Source organism: Mesorhizobium sp. SP-1A (genome assembly GCF_032460275.1).
Classification (GTDB): domain Bacteria; phylum Pseudomonadota; class Alphaproteobacteria; order Rhizobiales; family Rhizobiaceae; genus Mesorhizobium.
This window is the reverse complement of record NZ_JAVXZD010000001.1, coordinates 1,312,879-1,331,047: the sequence shown is the minus strand read 5'-3', so window position 1 is coordinate 1,331,047 and position 18,169 is coordinate 1,312,879. Positions and strand designations below refer to the sequence as shown.

Below are 18,169 nucleotides of genomic sequence, written 5' to 3'. Positions count from 1 at the left end.
ATTCTCCTTTTCGGGCTTCGCCGCCGAAGCCCATTAGAATTTCAGTTGCCGGCCCTTCTCACCCTCATCCGTCTCGCCCTTCGGCTCGACGCCTTCTTCCGCAAGGGAAGAAGGAAGGGCGCTCGTCCTTCTCCCCTCGCGGGAGAAGGTGGCCGAGCGAAGCGAGATCGAATGAGGGGTGAACAGGGCCACCCCTCATCCCAGTGTCACTCCGCCGCGTCGGGCAGGCGCTGCTGACCGTCGTCGATCTTGGTATTCTCCAGTTCGACGTTGAGGCCCAGCGAACGCATCTCCTTGACGAGAACGTTGAAGCTCTCGGGGATGCCCGCCTCGAACGTGTCGTCGCCGCGCACGATCGCCTCGTAGACCTTGGTGCGGCCGGCCACGTCGTCCGACTTCACCGTCAGCATCTCCTGCAGCGTGTAGGCGGCGCCGTAGGCTTCCAGCGCCCAGACCTCCATCTCGCCGAAGCGCTGGCCACCGAACTGCGCCTTGCCGCCCAGCGGCTGCTGGGTGACGAGCGAGTACGGGCCGATCGAACGCGCGTGGATCTTGTCGTCCACGAGGTGGTGAAGCTTGAGCATGTAGATGTAGCCCATCGTCACCTTGCGGTCGAACGGCTCGCCGGTGCGGCCGTCGTAGAGCTGGGACTGGCCGGACGTGTGAAGACCCGCCTGCTCCAGCATCTCGTTGATGTTGGCCTCGTGCGCGCCGTCGAACACCGGGGTCGCGATGGAGACGCCGCGCTTCATCTGCTCGCCGAGGCGAAGGATGGACTCGTCGTCATAGTCGCGGACCGGCTCGTTGCGGTCGTTGTCGGGAATGACCTGCTCGATCGTCTCGCGCAGCGGCTTGATGTCGCCGCCCGCCTTGTACGCTTCGACCAGTTCCCCGATCTTGCGGCCCATGCCGGCGCAGGCCCAGCCCAGATGCGTCTCCAGGATCTGGCCGACGTTCATGCGGCTCGGCACGCCCAGCGGGTTCAGCACGATGTCGGCATGCGTGCCGTCCTCGAGGAACGGCATGTCCTCGACCGGAACGATACGCGACACCACGCCCTTGTTGCCGTGGCGGCCGGCCATCTTGTCGCCGGGCTGCATCTTGCGCTTCACGGCCACGAAGACCTTGACCATCTTCATGACGCCGGGCGGCATCTCGTCGCCGCGCTGCACCTTCTCGACCTTGTCCATGAAGCGCTGTTCAAGCGCCTTCTTGGAATCGTCGTACTGGCCGCGCAGCGCTTCCAGCTCGCTCTGGAGCTTTTCGTCCTCGACGGCGAACTGCCACCACTGCGAACGCGGATAGTCGTCCAGGATCTCCTTGGCGAGCGTGGTGCCCTTCTTGAAGCCCTTCGGACCGGCGATCGCATCCTTGCCGACCAGCATGTCGGACAGGCGGGCGTAGACGTTGCGGTCCAAGATCGCCTGCTCGTCGTCGCGGTCCTTGGCGAGACGCTCGATCTCCTCGCGCTCGATGGCCATGGCGCGCTCGTCCTTCTCCACGCCGTGGCGGTTGAAGACGCGCACTTCCACGACCGTGCCGAAGGTCCCGGGCGGCATGCGCATGGAGGTGTCGCGCACGTCGGAGGCCTTCTCGCCGAAGATGGCGCGCAGAAGCTTCTCTTCCGGCGTCATCGGGCTCTCGCCCTTCGGCGTGATCTTGCCGACCAGGATGTCGCCCGGCTGCACTTCCGCGCCGATATAGACGATGCCGGCCTCGTCGAGGTTCTTCAGCGCCTCTTCCGAGACGTTCGGAATGTCGCGCGTGATCTCCTCTGGCCCGAGCTTGGTGTCGCGCGCCATGACCTCGAACTCCTCGATGTGGATCGAGGTGAAGACGTCGTCGGCGACGATGCGCTCGGAGAGCAGGATCGAGTCCTCGTAGTTGTAGCCGTTCCACGGCATGAACGCGACCAGCACGTTGCGGCCGAGCGCCAGATCGCCGAGATCGGTCGAAGGACCGTCGGCGATGATGTCGCCCTTCTCGATGCGGTCGCCCACCTTCACCAGCGGACGCTGGTTGATGCAGGTGTTCTGGTTCGAGCGCTGGAACTTCATCAGCCGGTAGATATCGACGCCGGACTTGCCCGGATCGAGATCTTCCGTCGCGCGGATGACGATACGGGTGGCGTCCACCTGGTCGACCACACCGCCGCGGCGGGCGCCGATGGCGGCGCCGGAGTCACGGGCGACGATCGGTTCCATGCCGGTGCCGACGAACGGAGCCTCGGCGCGCACCAGCGGCACGGCCTGACGCTGCATGTTCGAGCCCATCAGGGCGCGGTTGGCGTCGTCGTTCTCCAGGAACGGGATGAGCGCGGCGGCAACCGACACCATCTGCTTCGGCGACACGTCCATCAGGTCGACGTTCTCGCGCGGCGCCATCATCACCTCGCCGGCGTTCCGGCAGATGACGAATTCGTCCACGAAGCGGCCGTCCTTGTCGAGCTCGGCGTTGGCCTGTGCAACGTAGTGCTTGGCCTCTTCCATGGCGGACAGATAGACGACCTCGTCGGTCAGCCGACCATCGACGATCTTGCGGTACGGGCTCTCGATGAAGCCGTACTTGTTGACCCGCGCGAAAGTGGCCAGCGAGTTGATCAGGCCGATGTTCGGGCCTTCCGGCGTCTCGATCGGGCAGATGCGGCCGTAATGCGTCGGATGCACGTCGCGCACCTCGAAGCCGGCGCGCTCGCGGGTCAGGCCGCCGGGTCCAAGCGCCGACAGGCGGCGCTTGTGGGTGATCTCCGACAGCGGGTTGGTCTGGTCCATGAACTGCGAGAGCTGCGAGGAACCGAAGAACTCGCGCACGGCGGCAGCCGCCGGCTTGGCGTTGATCAGGTCCTGAGGCATGACCGTGTCGATCTCGATCGAGGACATGCGCTCCTTGATCGCGCGCTCCATGCGCAGCAGGCCGACGCGGTACTGGTTCTCCATCAGTTCGCCGACGGAACGCACGCGGCGGTTGCCGAGATTGTCGATGTCGTCGATCTCGCCCTTGCCGTCACGCAGTTCGACCAGCGTCTTGACCACGGCAAGGATGTCCTCCTTGCGCAGCACGCGCACGGTGTCCGGGCAGTCCAGCTCCAGGCGCATGTTCATCTTGACGCGGCCGACGGCCGACAGGTCATAGCGCTCGCTGTCGAAGAACAGCGAGTTGAACATGGCTTCCGCCGTTTCCAGCGTGGGCGGCTCGCCCGGGCGCATGACGCGGTAGATGTCGAACAGGGCGTCCTGGCGGGACTCGTTCTTGTCCACGGCCAGCGTGTTGCGGATGTAGGCGCCGACGTTGACGTGGTCGATGTCGAGGATCTCGACTTCCTGCTCGCCGGTGCCGAGCAGCACCTTCAGCGTCTTGTCGTCGATCTCGTCGCCGGCCTCCAGGAAGATCTCGCCCGTGGCGTAGTTGACGATGTCCTCGGCAAGATAGTTGCCGAGCAGGTCCTCGTCGGTCGCCTTGATGGCCTTGAGGCCCTTCTCGGCGAGCTGGCGCGCCTGGCGGGCGGTGATCTTCTTGCCGGCCTCGACCACGATCTCGCCGGTGTCGGCGTCGACCAGGTCGTTGACGGCCTTGAGGCCCTTGAAGCGCTCGACGTTGAAGGGGATGCGCCAATGGTCGCCGGCGCGCTTGTAGGTGATCTTGTCGTAGAAGGTCGACAGGATCTCCTCGCCGTCCATGCCGAGCGCCATCAGCAGCGATGTCACCGGAATCTTGCGGCGGCGGTCGATACGGGCGTGGACGACGTCCTTGGAATCGAACTCGATGTCCAGCCAGGAGCCGCGATAGGGAATGACGCGCGCGGCGAACAGCAGCTTGCCGGACGAGTGCGACTTGCCCTTGTCGTGGTCGAAGAAGACGCCCGGCGAGCGGTGCATCTGCGAAACGATCACGCGCTCGGTGCCGTTGACGATGAAGGTGCCGTTCGACGTCATGAGCGGCATGTCGCCCATGTAGACGTCCTGCTCCTTGATGTCCTTGATGGACTTGGCGCCAGTGTCCTCGTCGATATCGAACACGATGAGGCGCAGCGTCACCTTCAGCGGCGCGGCATAGGTCAGGTCGCGCTGACGGCATTCGTCAACGTCGAACTTGGGCGCCTCGAACTCGTACTTGACGAATTCGAGCATGGACGCACCGGAAAAATCGGAAATCGGGAAGACCGACTTGAAAACAGCCTGCAATCCCTCGTCCGGACGGCCGCCCTTGGGCTCGTCCACCATCAGGAACTGGTCATAGGATGCCTTCTGCACCTCGATGAGGTTTGGCATCTCCGCAACTTCCGGGATCTTCCCGAAGAACTTGCGTACGCGTCTGCGGCCATTGAAAGTCTGGGTCTGGGCCATCGTCGCTCCTTCTTGCCCCTTTTTGGGCTTTGCCTCTTGGGGCACCTTCTCGAGACGGACCTCGCCGCGATCCGTCCTGCCTTGCCGGCCGTCCGAAAACGGCCTCTGTCTCAAATCGCACGACGGCGGCTCATTCCGTCGTGCCCGCCGGGCAGCTTTGCGCCGCCACCCGGCTAAAACGGCTGAAAACCCGTTTCCTGAAAGCCGCTTTCGGCCTTCAGGAAAGAGGTTTCCATCCCCGTTTCACGCAGGGACCGGCGGACGGCAACCCGTCCGCCGGAAACCCGTCGTGCTTACTTCAGCTCGACCTTGGCGCCAGCAGCCTCGAGCTGGGCCTTGATCTTCTCGGCGTCGGCCTTGGCAGCGCCTTCCTTGACCGGCTTCGGAGCGCCTTCGACCAGGTCCTTGGCTTCCTTGAGGCCGAGGCCGGTGATGGCGCGCACTTCCTTGATGACCTCGATCTTCTTGTCGCCGGCAGCAGCCAGGATGACGTCGAATTCGGTCTTCTCTTCAACCGGAGCGGCAGCGGCGGCAGCGCCACCGGCAGCGGCAACGGCCACCGGAGCGGCGGCGGAAACGCCCCACTTCTCTTCCAGCATCTTCGACAGCTCGGCCGCCTCGAGGACGGTCAGCTGGGAAAGGTCGTCAACGATCTTCGCGAGATCAGCCATTTTTGTTTTCCTTCAATCAGTTCGAACGTGTTTGTTGATAAGTGTCGAGGAACAGCCTCACGCCGCCTCGTCCTTCCGGGCATAAGCGCCAATGACGCGAGCGACCTGACCGGCCGGCGCATTGACGATCTGGGCGATCCGGGTCGCCGGGGTGGCAATCATGCCAACCAGCCTGGCGCGCAGCTCGTCGAGCGACGGCAGCGAGGCAAGAGCCTTCACGCCATCGGCGTCGAGCGCGGTGGCACCCATCGCGCCGCCGAGAATGATGAGCTTGTCATTCCCCTTGGCGAAATCGGACGCGACCTTGGGCGCCGCAACCGGATCCTCCGAATAGGCGATCAGCGTCTGTCCCGTGAACAGATCGATGATGGCTTCGGAGTCCGTACCCTGAAGAGCGATCTTGGCAAGGCGGTTCTTCGCGACTTTGACGGTGCCGCCGGCCTGACGCATCTTCGTACGAAGATCGTTCATCTGCGCGACGGTGATACCGGCATAGTGGGCCACGACCACTGAACCTGCCGCCTTGAAGGCGTCGTTCAGGCCCGTGACGAGTTCGCGTTTTTCCGCTCTGTCCACTGCCTATCTCCAGTTGACCCCTGCTCCCGTTCCAGGAACAGGCGTCGGTTGCCTTTTGCCGCACGGGCCTTCCAAATGGACCGCCCGGGCGACGCTCGAGGATCCTGCCCCCTTTCGCCACAGCCGCCGCAACGGCGGATGCGCTGACAAAAGGCAAACACGGTTCGAACCTTTCATCGGAGCGTTGCTCCTTTGTCGGGTCGTCACCCGTCTCATGCAGGCCGTTCGGATTAAGGTCCGCCCTTTCGGGACTAGGCCGCCTGCAATCTCGGACAGGATTTGCCAAAAGCCTTTCGGCTTCCGGCATCCGGAGCGCGGCAGAGCCGCGCACCGGAATTCTTCATCGGATCAGCCGATTACAGGCCGATCCGCACAGATCAAATCAGGACGCCGCCAGCGTGGCGACGTCGAGCTTGAGGCCCGGGCCCATGGTCGAGGACAGGGCGACCCTCTTGACGTAGTTGCCCTTGGCGCCCGCCGGCTTGGCCTTGTTGACCGCATCGGCGAAGGCACGGACGTTCTCTTCCAGCGCCTTGACATCGAAGGAAACCTTGCCGACGCCGGCATGCACGATGCCCGCCTTCTCGACACGGAACTCGACGGCGCCGCCCTTCGAAGCCTTGACCGCGGCAGCCACGTCCGGGGTCACAGTGCCGACCTTGGGGTTCGGCATCATGCCGCGCGGGCCGAGCACTTTACCCAGACGGCCGACCAGCGGCATCATGTCAGGGGTGGCGATGCAGCGGTCGAAATTGATCTCACCCTTCTGCACGATCTCGACCAGATCCTCCGCGCCAACGATGTCGGCGCCGGCGGCCTTGGCCTCGTCGGCCTTGTCGCCACGGGCGAACACGGCCACCCGGACCGTGCGGCCGGTGCCGTTCGGCAGGTTCACCACGCCGCGGACCATCTGGTCGGCATGGCGCGGGTCGACGCCGAGATTCATGGAGATCTCGACCGTTTCGTCGAACTTCACCTTGGAACGGTCCTTCAGCATCTGGAGCGCTTCGGACAGACCGTAGGCCTTGTTGGGATCGATGCCCTCGCGGGACTTGGCAACACGCTTAGCAATCTTCGCCATGATCTCAGCCCACCACTTCCAGGCCCATCGAGCGGGCGGAGCCCTCGACCATGCGCATGGCCGCCTCGACGTCGTTTGCGTTCAGGTCCTTCATCTTCGCCTGGGCGATCTCGCGCACCTTGTCGCGGCTGATCTGGCCGGCCTTGGCCTTGCCCGGCTCCTTCGAGCCCGACTTCAGGTTGGCGGCCTTCTTCAGGAAGTAGGTCACCGGCGGCGTCTTCATGACGAAGGTGAACGACTTGTCCTGATAGTAGGTGATGACGACCGGGATCGGGGACCCCTTCTCCATCTCCTGGCTCTGCGCGTTGAACGCCTTGCAAAATTCCATGATGTTGATGCCACGCTGACCAAGCGCAGGGCCGATCGGGGGCGACGGCGTGGCCGAACCCGCGGGAACCTGGAGCTTGAGCTGGCCTGCAACTTTCTTAGCCATCTCTATTCCTGCCTTTGTCTTGTGCCGGCCCCGATTTCGGGAAAGCGCCGGCGGTTGCAGTTCGGTGGTCCGGCTCGCGCGGCTGGCTAAGCCCGCATTCACCTCCCACCGTTTTCAGCGACGCCGTCGGCATCGCCACCCCGCGGCGCCAGGCCGCGGAAATCCGGATCAGCCCTTCTCGACCTGTCCGAATTCCAGATCGACAGGCACGGCGCGCCCGAAGATCGAAACTTCCACCTTGAGCCGCGCGCGCTCCTCGTCCACTTCCTGGACGAAGCCGTTGAACGAAGCGAACGGACCGTCCGCAACGCGCACCTGCTCGCCGATTTCGAACGTCACCGACGGCTTCGGCCGCTCCACGCCTTCCTGCACCTGATGCAGGATGCGCTCGGCCTCCTTGTCGGTGATGTGCATCGGCTTGGCCGTATGCTTGTCCTCGCCGAGGAAGCCGGTCACGCGAGGCGTGTTCTTGACCAGCGAGATCACCGCGTCGTTCAGCTCGGCCTTCATCAGCACGTAGCCTGGGAAGAACTTGCGCTCGGCATCGACCTTTTTGCCGCGGCGCACCTCGACGACCTTCTCGGTCGGGACGACAATCTGCTCGATGCGCTCGGAAAGGCCCTTCTGCTTGGCCTTGTTCTCGATGTCCTCGGCAACCTTCTTCTCGAAGTTCGAATAGGCGTGGACGATGTACCAGCGCGCGGTCATTTCAAGGCTTCTCCGTAGTCGCCGGCTTATTGTCCAAGACCGAGAATCTTCTCGACCGCGAATCCCATCAGCACATCAGCGCCGAAGAAGAACAGCATGGCGATCACCGCAAACACGATCACCATCACCGTCGAGATCATCGTCTCGCGCCGCGACGGCCAGGTGACCTTGGCGGTCTCGCTACGGACCTGCTGAAGAAAGGCGAATGGATTGGTGGTCTTCGACGCCATGTGCCGCTCTGTTTTCAAGGCCCGTTGACCGGACCCCCTGGATGATCCTGCAACGACGAAGCCGCCGCAGGGCTTATGCCGGACCTCGAAGCAACCCAAACCGAATCGGCGAAGGTCCCGCGCCCATGCAAATCAGACGCGCAAAGCCGGTTTCCCAGCTCCACGCGTCGCGTGTCTGTCGTGCCTACATAAAACCGATTCTTGATCCACGCAAGTGGCAAGCGCCCGCTTTATGACCGAACGCCGCATCGGAACCATCCAGTCGTCCCGTCCCGGCTATAGGTGTCTTTATGCCCCAGACGCGCTGATATGGCAAGCCGCGCGCGATTTTCAAGTCCCGGGCAAAAATTCAAGGCTTTCCGGAACCTTCAAGGCGTCCGGAGAAAATGGCAGGGGCAGCAGGGCTCGAACCCGCGACCTGCGGTTTTGGAGACCGCCGCTCTACCAACTGAGCTATACCCCTACTGGAAACCGATCCCCTGCCGAAGGCCGCTTGCGCGGTTGCCGAACCGGGATCGCTTCCGGTCGCGCCGTTCCTAATCGTTCGGCGCAAAAGCTTCAAGCGCTTTCTAGGACATGTTTCCGAAAAGTGGGAACCGGCTTCAGGCCGGCTCCAAAGAAAGAAAATGGCGGCCGGTTAAGGCCGCCATCTCCACTTGTCCGGATAGAGCTTTTCTTACTCGACGATCGCGGCGACGATACCGGCGCCTGCCGCGAGGCGTAGACACGCCTCGCCATCGTCAGGTGCGGTTGGTCGCTACGGAATTGTCGCCTGGATCACTCGACGATCGCAGCGACAATTCCTGCACCAACCGTGCGGCCGCCTTCGCGGATGGCGAAGCGCAGGCGCTCCTCCATGGCGATCGGCACGATCAGCTCGACGTCCACCGTCACGTTGTCGCCCGGCATCACCATCTCCGTGCCCGCCGGCAGCGTCACGATGCCGGTCACGTCCGTCGTGCGGAAATAGAACTGCGGACGATAGTTGGTGAAGAACGGCGTGTGACGGCCACCCTCCTCCTTGGTCAGGATGTAGGCCTCGGCCTTGAACTTCTTGTGCGGCTTCACCGTGCCCGGCTTGGCCAAGACCTGGCCGCGCTCGACGCCGTCGCGGTCGACGCCGCGCAGCAGCGCGCCGATGTTGTCGCCCGCCTGGCCCTGGTCCAGAAGCTTGCGGAACATCTCAACGCCCGTGCAGGTGGTCTTGGCCGTCGGGCGGATGCCGACGATCTCGAGTTCCTCGCCGACCTTGACCACTCCGCGCTCGACGCGGCCCGTCACCACCGTGCCGCGGCCCGAGATCGAGAACACGTCCTCGATCGGCATCAGGAACGGCTTGTCGATCGGACGCTCCGGCGTCGGAATGTAGGCGTCGACCTCTTCCATCAGCTTGCGAACCGCGTTCTCGCCCAGATCCTTGTTGGAATCCTCAAGCGCCGCCAGCGCCGAACCCTTCACGATCGGAATGTCGTCGCCCGGGAACTCGTACTTCGACAGAAGCTCGCGAACCTCGAGCTCGACCAGCTCCAGAAGCTCCGGATCGTCAACCTGGTCGCACTTGTTCAGGAACACCACGATCGCCGGAACGCCGACCTGGCGGGCAAGCAGAATGTGCTCGCGCGTCTGCGGCATCGGGCCGTCGGCGGCCGAAACCACCAGGATCGCGCCGTCCATCTGCGCCGCACCCGTGATCATGTTCTTCACATAGTCGGCGTGGCCGGGGCAGTCGACATGCGCGTAGTGACGGTTCGGCGTCTCGTATTCCACATGCGCCGTCGAGATCGTGATGCCGCGCGCCTTCTCCTCAGGCGCGGCGTCAATCTGGTCATACGCCTTGAACTCGCCGAAGTACTTCGTGATCGCTGCCGTCAAGGACGTCTTGCCATGGTCAACGTGACCAATCGTGCCAATGTTCACATGAGGCTTCGTGCGCTCGAATTTACCTTTTGCCATCGTCTCTTTCCTTGGGCGCTGGACCTTCGTTCAGTCGAATGCGGGGCGATTAGCGACAAAGGCCGGAAAACACAAGCCTCTTGTCACCGGCGCCGGACGGAGGAGCCCTGCCGGGTGCATCGAAACCGCATGCAAATGAGCAAAAAGGGCCACGGAGTGGATTTGCTCCAGATGTAGGAATTTCCCGCCGATACGCAAGGCGCACGACGGCGCCCATCAAGGGCACGCCGCCCTTTCCCTGTCGCTGACGGGCGGACGCTGCCTAGACGCTGCTTCGGCCCGCCACGGCGTGATAGGCCCAGAGCACGACAATCGCGCCGATCACCGACACGATCAGGCTGTAAATGTTCAGCCCGGTTACGCCGGCGGCGCCGAAGGCGCTGAAGATCAGGCCGCCGACGACCGCGCCGACGATGCCGAGCACCAGGTCCATGATCATGCCCTGGCCCGACTTGTTGACGATCTTGCTGCCCAGGAAACCGGCGATGATGCCCAGAATAATCCAGCTTATAACCGACATTTCTCTCTCCCTTCCCCGCTGGCCACATCATTTTCACAGGATCGGCCCAAGCTCAAGCCGCTTGAATTTCAGCCCCGATAGGCCATGTTGAAGATGGGCCGGGCTTATCAATCGGAGGTCGAGTATGGGATTGTTTGACAATGCCGTGCCGGGCGGCAACATCACGAAGCCGCTCATGATAGCGCTTGGCGCACTGCTCGTCGGCAAGATGCTGAGCGGCAAGGGCAGCGATCAGCAACAACAGCAACCGCAAGGCGTTCCGGCGCCCGACGCGTCGACCGATGGCGGCCTGCTCGGCGGTCTCGGCGGACTGCTCGACAGGCTGCGGCAGACAGGCCAGGGAAATGCCGCCGATTCCTGGGTCGGCACAGGGCAGAACCAGACCATCGATTCCAGTGCGCTCGGCCGCGCGCTCGGGCCGGACGTCATCCGGCAGATCGCCGAAAAAACCGGCATGGACGAGCAGGAATTGCTGAAGCAGCTTTCCAACGCGCTGCCGGGCGTGGTGGACAAGCTGACCCCGAACGGCCAGGTCCCGCCCCACAATCAGGTGGCTTCCGCCTTCCGGGATTGAGGCCGGTCCAGGAAGCAGCATCGGAAACGACTAGAGGAGCGACGGCACAGTCCGCCGCTCTTTTCCTTCAGCCGCTTGGTTCTTCAGGTTTGCCGGGAAACTGGAGCGGGTGAAGTGCGCCATTGGCGCCTGGAGGGGGCGCCAAACCGTTGTTAAACCCATTGTTTTCCCTGTCCAGGGTATTAGCCAGATATCCCCGAATCGATCCCAACTTTTATCCCAAAATTCCATCTATTCGGCTTACCACGATCCGGCACCGCAAGCCATAAACTCCGGCATAGTTGCGCATAACAACCCACCTGCCTCTCGAATTTCCTACTGGCGCGGGCAGACGAAAACCGGCCTCCAGAAACACCGGCCTCGGTGCCCGCTCGTCAAGGCGTGGCGGCCGCTAATCCAGCGCTATGGCGTCCACAATCGTACGCGGGCGCGGAGGCGGCGAAGGCCCTCCACCGCATAAAGCGCACGAAATCGCGAACTGTTGGAGATGGATTTCCAGATGAAGACTCCGTCTTATGGGCGTCTAGCAGGGATGCAGGGCGCTCCGGAAATGGTCGCCCAGCACCATGATCGGTTGCGCAAGGCTGGTTTGGCAGCATGATTTTTCCGTCAGGTTATGGACGCGGCTGATGTACCTCCTACGCAACGAAGTATCCTGCGGCCAGGACCTCCGCTCAATCGTCGGATCGTGATCCTGCGACCTTGAGACCGCTCCGTCTGCCGGGTTCATGCCGACGAACAGCCGGCGTGGTGAGTACATTCTCAGGAACCCGTATCCCTGGCCCTTTGTCTCCCTCGAGCGGAAGGAATTCCCCGCGCCTCGAGGCCAGCCTGCACGCGTGCGCGAGACAAGCTTCGAGGTTGCGACCTAGTCAAGATGAAGATCGGATCGCTTGTTTCCGGCCAAGCAATACGCGCCCGATCAATGGTGATCCAGCAGAAGACGGGTCGGCCTGTCCAGTTCGAGATTACCGCAGACACGAGGGCAAGTCTGCTTGCTTGGCTCGAACGCCGCGGTGGCAGTATCGATGACTACGCGTTCCCGAGTCGGGTCGATCACGAGGGGCACCTGAGCACTCGACAGTACGCGCGATTGGTCGATGAATGGGTTACTGCGATTGGACTGCGTGCCGAGGAATACGGAACACATTCACTCTGTCGTACCAAGGCCGCATTGATCTACAAGGCTACCGGCAATCTTCGAGCTATTCAGATATTGCTTGGACACACCAAGATCGAAAACATCGTTCGATACCTCGGCGTGGACATCGATGATGCGCTTACGCTTGCCGAGACAACGGAAATCTGACCTGCGCGGCCTCGCTGAACATTGCGAGGCCGCGTTCTGCAACGCGCGCCCATAGCCGTCAACTTTGCGTCTCCTGAACAGCAGACAAGAGGACGCCACGTGACTCTGCCCTTCTCCACCCTCACTCTGAATCCGTCGATTATATGTGATGTTCCCGTCAATTTCGTCCAATCGCCTCCGCCAGGCGCTCGAAGCTGCGCTTCATCCTGTCGGCGGGCACGCCCGAAAAGCCGAGGATCAGCGCCGCCTGCTGCTTGTCGGCGAACACGTAGTCCGAAAGCGGGTAACACTGGACGCCCAGGGCCACCGCGGCCTGGTGCAGGACGGCGTCGTCCCTGCTTCCCTCCAGCCAGGCAAGCGCGTTCATGCCGCTGTCGGGGCAATCGATCCTGGCCAGTCCGTCCAGCGCGGCGCTGCCCAGTTCGACGAAGGCGGCGCGGCGCTCCGCGTAGAGTTCGCGCATCCGCCGCAGATGCGTTGCGAAATGCCCGCCGCCGATGAATTCGGCAAGCGCCAGCTGGGCTTCCACGGGCACGCTCCGGTTGATCAGGCCGGCCATGCTGCGGAACGCGCCCACCAGCGCCGGCGGCAGAACCAGATAACCGACCCGGATGGCCGGATAGAGAGCCTTGCTGAAGGTCCCGACATAGATGACGCGATCATAGCCGTCGATCGACCGTATCGACGGCAGGGGCGGCCCGACATAGCGGTACTCGCTGTCGTAGTCGTCCTCGATGATCCACGACTTGTTGCTGTGCGCCCAGTCGAGCAGGGCCATGCGGCGCGGAAGCGAAAGGGTCACGCCGAGCGGATGATGCCTGGACGGCATGGCGAAGGCGAACCGCGCATCCGGATACGCCTTCGCAGCGCCGGCGACATCCATTCCTTCAGGGCCGACCCCCACCGGGCAGACCTGGAGCGCCAGCGAACGGAAAAGGTTGTAGACCGTGACCGGTCCGGGATTCTCGAACCAGATCCTGTCGCCGGGATTGGCCAGCACCAGCGCCGCCAATGCAAAGCCGGCATGGCCTCCCGGCGTCACCACGATCTGTTCGGGATCGCAGCGGTCGCCCCGATGCAGCGCCAGATACTCGGCGATCCTCTTCCGCAGCACGGGCTCGCCGACAGGATCACCATAGGCCAGCCAACCGGCCTGCCCGCCTCTGGTGGCCGCGTTCCAGCATTTGCGCCAGATGGCCAAGGGAAACCGGTCGAGAGCCGGCTGGTTGGGCAGGAACGGCCGGTATTCGGCCTTGCCGATCTCGGCGGACATCGTCGAGGCAAGCACGCCGATCCGCGAAAGCTGGGGACGAACGGCCGCGCCCGCCTCGCCGGTTCCCTTGCGTTCGTGCAGCCGCGCCGGTTGCGGCGGCAGGTCGCTCGCCACGAAGGTTCCCGAACCCTGCCGCGTCTCCAGATACCCTTCCGATTTGAGGTTCTCCAGCACCCGGACGATCGTCGGCCGGGATATTTCCAGCTCGTCGGCGAGCACCCGGCTTGCCGGCAGGCGGGTTCCGGCGCGAAGATGCCCCTCCAGGATGGCGAGGCGCAACCGGTCCTGGATCTGCCGGAATTTCGGCAATGCCGCATCGTCGTCGACCCGGATGAAAGGAAGGATCGCGCCTTCGTGCTGCTTGGCCATTTCGGATGTCCCGGCGAGCATAAGTGGTATGCCACGATACAGCATAGTGGACATTGAGAATTTATCCACTTCCCGACACCCTCCTGACGGTCACCAAGCGATGCAGGGGAAATGCCGATGGAGCCGTCGGCCGGCACCGATCGCTTAACAGCGAGGGAAAGTTCCATGAAGCAAGTCTTGACGGGCGTCAGCCACATCGCCACCGCGGCAGCCCTTGCGCTGGCCGCGCTTCCGGGCCTGGCGCACGCCGACGCCATGAGCGACCTGGCGGATGCGGCGAAGAAGGAAGGCGCGCTCACGGTCATCGCGCTGCCGCACGACTGGTGCGGGTACGGCGACGTCATCGCCGGCTTCAAGGCGAAGTACCCGGGCATCGCGATCAACGAACTCAATCCCGATGCCGGCACCGCCGACGAGATCGAGGCGATCAGGGCCAACAAGGGCAATACGGGCCCGCAGGCCCCGGACGTGGTCGACCTCGGCATGGCGTTCGCCCCCGCGGCCAAGGATGAAAAGCTGATCCAGCCCTACAAGGTTTCGACCTGGGACGAGATTCCGGACAACATCAAGGACCCCGACGGCCATTGGTACGGCGACTACTACGGCGTGATGGCGTTCGGCGTGAACAAGGACCTGGTTGCCAACGCCCCGGCCGACTGGCCCGACCTGCTCAAGTCCGACTTCGCCAACGCCGTTTCGCTGACGGGCGATCCGCGCTCGTCCGCTCAGGCCATCCTGGCCATCATGTCCGCGGGCATGGCGCAGGGCGCCAAAGTCGGCGAGGAAGGCGGCAAGAAGGGCCTGGAGTTCTTCGCCCAGCTCAACAAGGCCGGCAACTTCGTGCCGGTGATGGGCAAGGCCGGCACCATCGCGCAGGGCCAGACCCCGGTCGTCGCCGCCTGGGACTACAACCTGCTTGCCTGGCGCGACGGACTGAAGGGCAATCCGCCGATGGACGTCATCGTGCCGAAGTCGGGCGTCGTGGCCGGCGTCTATGTGCAGGCGATCAGCGCCTACGCCCCGCATCCGAACGCCGCCAAGCTCTGGATGGAGTATCTCTATTCGGATGAAGGCCAGACCGGCTGGCTGAAGGGCTACTGCCACCCCGCACGTTTCGCCGCCATGTCGAAGGCCGGCAAGTTCCCGAAGGACCTGCTCGACAAGCTGCCGCCCGCCGCGTCCTACGAAGCGGCCGTCTTTCCGAGCGTGGACGAACTGTCCGCCAACAAGGCCGCGGTCACCGGCGGCTGGGACAGCGTCGTCGGCGCCAACGTAAAATAATAGGCGAACCGGCCGAGACCCCGCCGCTTCAGGCGGGGTCTTTTCCTTGTCGAAACAGGCGTTCGACCATGACGACGCATTTCGCATCCATGCCCCGGGCCGACTGGTCGCGACGGGCGCTCAACTGGATCGGGGTCGCCCCCTTCCTGTTGTTTGCGCTGCTGTTCCTGATCCTGCCGACGCTCAACATCGTGCTGGGCGCGTTCCTCGACATCGGCGGGCGCCCCACCCTCGACAACATCGCCAGGCTGTTCACGCCCTCGATCCGCGGCGCTTTCTGGATCTCGATCGAACTCAGCCTGCTGACGGCGGCGCTCGGCGCACTGTTGGGCTTCATGATTGCGGCTGCCATCACCTTCGGCCGCCTTCCCGGCTGGCTGCGCGGCGCCGTCGTCACCTTCTCCGGCGTCGCGTCCAATTTCGCCGGCGTGCCGCTTTCCTTCGCCTTCATCGCCACGCTCGGGCGGCTCGGCTTGGTCACTTTGCTGCTGCGCAACTGGCTGGGCGTGAACCTCTACGCGACCGGCTTCAACCTGATCTCCTTCCTCGGCCTGGCGATCACCTATCTCTACTTCCAGATACCGCTGATGGTCCTCATCATCACGCCGGCGCTCGAAGGACTGCGCCGCGAATGGCGCGAGGCGGCCGAGATGCTCGGCGCCAGCGGTGCCCAATACTGGCGCATGGTCGCCCTTCCGGTGCTGTGGCCGTCGCTGCTCGGCACGCTCGCCCTGCTTTTCGCCAACGCCTTCGGCGCGGTCGCCACCGCCATCGCGCTGACCGGCTCCTCGCTCTCGATCGCGCCGATCGTCCTGTTCGCGCAGATCCGCGGCGACGTGCTGAACGATCCCCATCTCGGCTACGCCATCGCCTTCGCCATGATCGTGCTGACCGGCGTCGCCAACGGCATCTACATCCTGCTGCGCATGCGCGCCGAAAGGTGGATGAAATGAGGGGGGTGCGCACCTGGTCCTGGGCGGCCATCGCGTTCGGCGCGTTCTATTTCCTGTTGCCGCTGCTCGGCATGTTCGAATTCTCGCTCCGGATGAAGCGCGAGGGCTACAGTTTCGAGGCCTATCGCGTCGTCCTGACCGATCCGCAATTCCAGCTTACGTTCACCTATTCCGTCGCGCTGGCGCTGCTGACCATCGTGCTCGGCGTCCTGATCGTGGTGCCGACGGCCTACTGGGTGCGCCTGCGATTGCCGGTCGCCCGCCCGCTCATCGAATTCATCACGCTGATGCCGCTGGTCATCCCGCCGATCGTCATCGTCTTCGGCTATATCCGCGTCTACAACACGTCCTCGATCCTGCCGCTCACCGGAAACTGGTGGGGCACCAACGTGCTGCTGGTCTTCGGCTATGCCACGCTGGCGCTGCCCTACATGTATCGCTCGGTGGACACCGGGCTGCGCACCATCGACGTCGCCACCTTGACGGAAGCCGCGCAGAGCCTGGGGGCCGGCTGGACACGCATCGTCGGCACGGTGATCCTGCCCAACGTGCTGGTTTCGGTGCTGTCGGGCGCCTTCCTGACCTTCGCCATCGTGATCGGCGAATATGTCTTCGCCGCGCTGCTCAACGTCAACAGCTTCGGTCCGTACATGGTCTGGATGGGCGGCAACCGCGCCTACGAGCCGTCGGCGCTGGCGGTGATCGCGTTCATCATCACCTGGGCGTGCATGGGCCTCATCCAGATCGTCACCCGCTTCTCGAAATTTTCGGCGCCGAGGCAATAGTCATGGCCTTTCTCGAACTCGACCATCTCGAAAAATCCTTCGGCGCCGTGCATGTGGTGAAAGACTTCACCCTCGCCGTCGAAAAGGGCGAGTTCGTCTCGTTCCTCGGGCCGTCGGGCTGCGGCAAGACCACGGTGCTGCGCATGGTCGCGGGTTTTGAAACCCCGACCTCCGGCGCGATCCGCATCGACGGCAAGAACGTCACCGGCATCCGCCCCAACCGGCGCAACATCGGCATGGTGTTCCAGGCCTATGCCCTGTTCCCGAACCTCACCGTCGCGCAGAATGTCGGGTTCGGCCTGCGCGTCGCCGGCCAGGGCAAGTCCGGGATCGACAAGCGCGTGGAGGAAATGCTCGAGCTGATCGGACTGCCGCAGCTCGGCAACCGCTATCCCTTCCAGCTGTCCGGCGGCCAGCAGCAGCGCGTCGCCCTGGCGAGGGCGCTGGCGGTGCGGCCGAGCGTGCTGCTTCTCGACGAGCCGCTGTCGGCGCTCGACGCCAAGATCCGCGTCAGCCTGCGCGAGGAGATCCGCGCCATCCAGCGCGAGCTCGGCATCACGACGATCTTCGTCACGCACGACCAGGAAGAAGCCCTGTCGATGTCGGACCGCATCGTCGTCATGCATCAGGGCGTCGCCGACCAGGTCGGCACGCCGTTCGAGATCTACAACCGCCCGGCCACGCGCTTCGTGGCGCAATTCGTCGGCACGCTGAACCTGGTCGACGCCTCGGTGCTCGACGCGGCATCAGGCGCCGTCAAGGTGGGGGAAGTGCCAGTCGCGCTCAACCGCTCTGTCCCGGCGGGCGGAAGCGGCAGGGTGAGCCTGGCGCTGCGGCCCGAAACGGTCGCGCTCGGCCGCCAGGACGGACGCGGCATCGTGCTTTCGGGCCATATCGCGGAAGTGCATTTCCTCGGCTCCGTCATCCGCGTGCGGGTGGCGGTGGGCGAACATGTCGTGTCGTTGGACACGTTCAACCGTCCGGACGCGCCGCCGCCCGCAGTGGGCTCGCCCGTCGAGATCAGCGTGTCGGAACGCGACCTGCTGGTGCTGGCCGCGTAGGGCGGCCCGCCTGTTTCGCCTGAAGGAGAACCGTCGCGAATGACCCGGC

General features: G+C 63.9%; 17 protein-coding genes and 1 tRNA gene. 6 read left to right on the top strand and 12 right to left on the bottom strand.

The annotated features are described in order from the left end of the window. Positions 1-33 precede the first annotated feature (33 nt). From QU595_RS06420 to QU595_RS06370, 11 genes are all read right to left on the bottom strand, one after another. Entirely contained in the window at positions 34-192 is a 159-nt protein-coding gene (locus QU595_RS06420; RefSeq protein WP_315919837.1) for a hypothetical protein, read from the bottom strand. Positions 193-206: 14 nt separating this feature from the next. Next, positions 207-4,343, bottom strand: a complete 4,137-nt coding sequence (rpoB, locus tag QU595_RS06415; protein ID WP_315919836.1) for a DNA-directed RNA polymerase subunit beta — start codon at positions 4,341-4,343, stop codon at positions 207-209. 293 nt (positions 4,344-4,636) lie between these two features. Beyond that, the gene (gene rplL, locus QU595_RS06410) at positions 4,637-5,014 is read right to left on the bottom strand and encodes a 50S ribosomal protein L7/L12 (RefSeq protein ID WP_315919835.1); all 378 of its coding nucleotides are present in this window, start codon (positions 5,012-5,014) and stop codon (positions 4,637-4,639) included. 57 nt (positions 5,015-5,071) lie between these two features. Next, positions 5,072-5,590: a 50S ribosomal protein L10 gene (gene rplJ / locus QU595_RS06405; protein ID WP_315919834.1), complete on the bottom strand. Its 519-nt coding sequence runs from the start codon at positions 5,588-5,590 to the stop codon at positions 5,072-5,074. A gap of 382 nt (positions 5,591-5,972) precedes the next feature. Beyond that, positions 5,973-6,671, bottom strand: a complete 699-nt coding sequence (gene rplA / locus QU595_RS06400) for a 50S ribosomal protein L1 (protein WP_315919833.1) — start codon at positions 6,669-6,671, stop codon at positions 5,973-5,975. Between the two features lie 4 nt (positions 6,672-6,675). Continuing rightward, a complete protein-coding gene (rplK, locus tag QU595_RS06395) occupies positions 6,676-7,104 on the bottom strand; it encodes a 50S ribosomal protein L11 (RefSeq protein ID WP_315919832.1) in 429 nt (142 codons plus the stop codon). Positions 7,105-7,272: 168 nt separating this feature from the next. After that, complete coding sequence (gene nusG, locus QU595_RS06390) at positions 7,273-7,812, bottom strand: transcription termination/antitermination protein NusG (protein ID WP_315919831.1); 540 nt, start codon at positions 7,810-7,812, stop codon at positions 7,273-7,275. 26 nt (positions 7,813-7,838) lie between these two features. Beyond that, positions 7,839-8,042 (bottom strand): preprotein translocase subunit SecE, encoded by a 204-nt coding sequence (gene secE, locus QU595_RS06385; protein ID WP_315919830.1) that lies wholly within the window; start codon positions 8,040-8,042, stop codon positions 7,839-7,841. A gap of 387 nt (positions 8,043-8,429) precedes the next feature. Further along, positions 8,430-8,505: transfer RNA gene (locus QU595_RS06380), tRNA-Trp, on the bottom strand. A gap of 314 nt (positions 8,506-8,819) precedes the next feature. Further along, positions 8,820-9,995 carry an elongation factor Tu gene (gene tuf / locus QU595_RS06375; RefSeq protein WP_315919829.1) on the bottom strand — a complete coding sequence of 392 codons (1,176 nt, stop codon included), beginning with the start codon at positions 9,993-9,995 and terminating at the stop codon, positions 8,820-8,822. Between the two features lie 262 nt (positions 9,996-10,257). Beyond that, positions 10,258-10,515 (bottom strand): GlsB/YeaQ/YmgE family stress response membrane protein, encoded by a 258-nt coding sequence (locus QU595_RS06370; RefSeq protein WP_315919828.1) that lies wholly within the window; start codon positions 10,513-10,515, stop codon positions 10,258-10,260. Between the two features lie 124 nt (positions 10,516-10,639). Between QU595_RS06370 and QU595_RS06365 the strand changes: the two genes are divergently transcribed. Further along, complete coding sequence (locus QU595_RS06365) at positions 10,640-11,089, top strand: YidB family protein (RefSeq protein WP_315919827.1); 450 nt, start codon at positions 10,640-10,642, stop codon at positions 11,087-11,089. A gap of 808 nt (positions 11,090-11,897) precedes the next feature. Beyond that, complete coding sequence (locus QU595_RS06360; protein ID WP_315920741.1) at positions 11,898-12,398, top strand: tyrosine-type recombinase/integrase; 501 nt, start codon at positions 11,898-11,900, stop codon at positions 12,396-12,398. Positions 12,399-12,555: 157 nt separating this feature from the next. On the opposite strand, the gene QU595_RS06355 is transcribed toward QU595_RS06360, so the two are convergent. Beyond that, on the bottom strand, positions 12,556-14,040 hold the full coding sequence (locus QU595_RS06355) for a PLP-dependent aminotransferase family protein (RefSeq protein WP_315919826.1): 1,485 nt from the start codon (positions 14,038-14,040) through the stop codon (positions 12,556-12,558). Between the two features lie 165 nt (positions 14,041-14,205). Here QU595_RS06355 and QU595_RS06350 point away from each other — a divergent pair, with 165 nt between their 5' ends. From QU595_RS06350 to QU595_RS06335, 4 genes are all read left to right on the top strand, one after another. Beyond that, positions 14,206-15,321: an ABC transporter substrate-binding protein gene (locus QU595_RS06350; protein ID WP_315919825.1), complete on the top strand. Its 1,116-nt coding sequence runs from the start codon at positions 14,206-14,208 to the stop codon at positions 15,319-15,321. A gap of 68 nt (positions 15,322-15,389) precedes the next feature. Further along, entirely contained in the window at positions 15,390-16,274 is an 885-nt protein-coding gene (locus tag QU595_RS06345) for an ABC transporter permease subunit (protein WP_315919824.1), read from the top strand. Further along, positions 16,271-17,059: an ABC transporter permease gene (locus QU595_RS06340; protein WP_315919823.1), complete on the top strand. Its 789-nt coding sequence runs from the start codon at positions 16,271-16,273 to the stop codon at positions 17,057-17,059. Before QU595_RS06345 ends, QU595_RS06340 begins: the two co-directional genes overlap by 4 nt. Positions 17,060-17,061: 2 nt before the next feature. Beyond that, complete coding sequence (locus QU595_RS06335; protein WP_315919822.1) at positions 17,062-18,120, top strand: ABC transporter ATP-binding protein; 1,059 nt, start codon at positions 17,062-17,064, stop codon at positions 18,118-18,120. Positions 18,121-18,169 lie beyond the last annotated feature (49 nt).

Bases quoted from the DNA above. Each gene is read 5' to 3' on its own strand.
- secE (WP_315919830.1), bottom strand. From the start codon at position 8,042: ATGGCGTCGAAGACCACCAATCCATTCGCCTTTCTTCAGCAGGTCCGT.
- rplL (WP_315919835.1), bottom strand. From the start codon at position 5,014: ATGGCTGATCTCGCGAAGATCGTTGACGACCTTTCCCAGCTGACCGTC.
- QU595_RS06365 (WP_315919827.1), top strand. From the start codon at position 10,640: ATGGGATTGTTTGACAATGCCGTGCCGGGCGGCAACATCACGAAGCCG.
- QU595_RS06370 (WP_315919828.1), bottom strand. From the start codon at position 10,515: ATGTCGGTTATAAGCTGGATTATTCTGGGCATCATCGCCGGTTTCCTG.
- QU595_RS06335 (WP_315919822.1), top strand. From the start codon at position 17,062: ATGGCCTTTCTCGAACTCGACCATCTCGAAAAATCCTTCGGCGCCGTG.
- rplA (WP_315919833.1), bottom strand. From the start codon at position 6,671: ATGGCGAAGATTGCTAAGCGTGTTGCCAAGTCCCGCGAGGGCATCGAT.
- rplK (WP_315919832.1), bottom strand. From the start codon at position 7,104: ATGGCTAAGAAAGTTGCAGGCCAGCTCAAGCTCCAGGTTCCCGCGGGT.
- QU595_RS06355 (WP_315919826.1), bottom strand. From the start codon at position 14,040: ATGGCCAAGCAGCACGAAGGCGCGATCCTTCCTTTCATCCGGGTCGAC.
- rpoB (WP_315919836.1), bottom strand. From the start codon at position 4,343: ATGGCCCAGACCCAGACTTTCAATGGCCGCAGACGCGTACGCAAGTTC.
- nusG (WP_315919831.1), bottom strand. From the start codon at position 7,812: ATGACCGCGCGCTGGTACATCGTCCACGCCTATTCGAACTTCGAGAAG.
- QU595_RS06350 (WP_315919825.1), top strand. From the start codon at position 14,206: ATGAAGCAAGTCTTGACGGGCGTCAGCCACATCGCCACCGCGGCAGCC.
- QU595_RS06345 (WP_315919824.1), top strand. From the start codon at position 15,390: ATGACGACGCATTTCGCATCCATGCCCCGGGCCGACTGGTCGCGACGG.
- tuf (WP_315919829.1), bottom strand. From the start codon at position 9,995: ATGGCAAAAGGTAAATTCGAGCGCACGAAGCCTCATGTGAACATTGGC.
- QU595_RS06340 (WP_315919823.1), top strand. From the start codon at position 16,271: ATGAGGGGGGTGCGCACCTGGTCCTGGGCGGCCATCGCGTTCGGCGCG.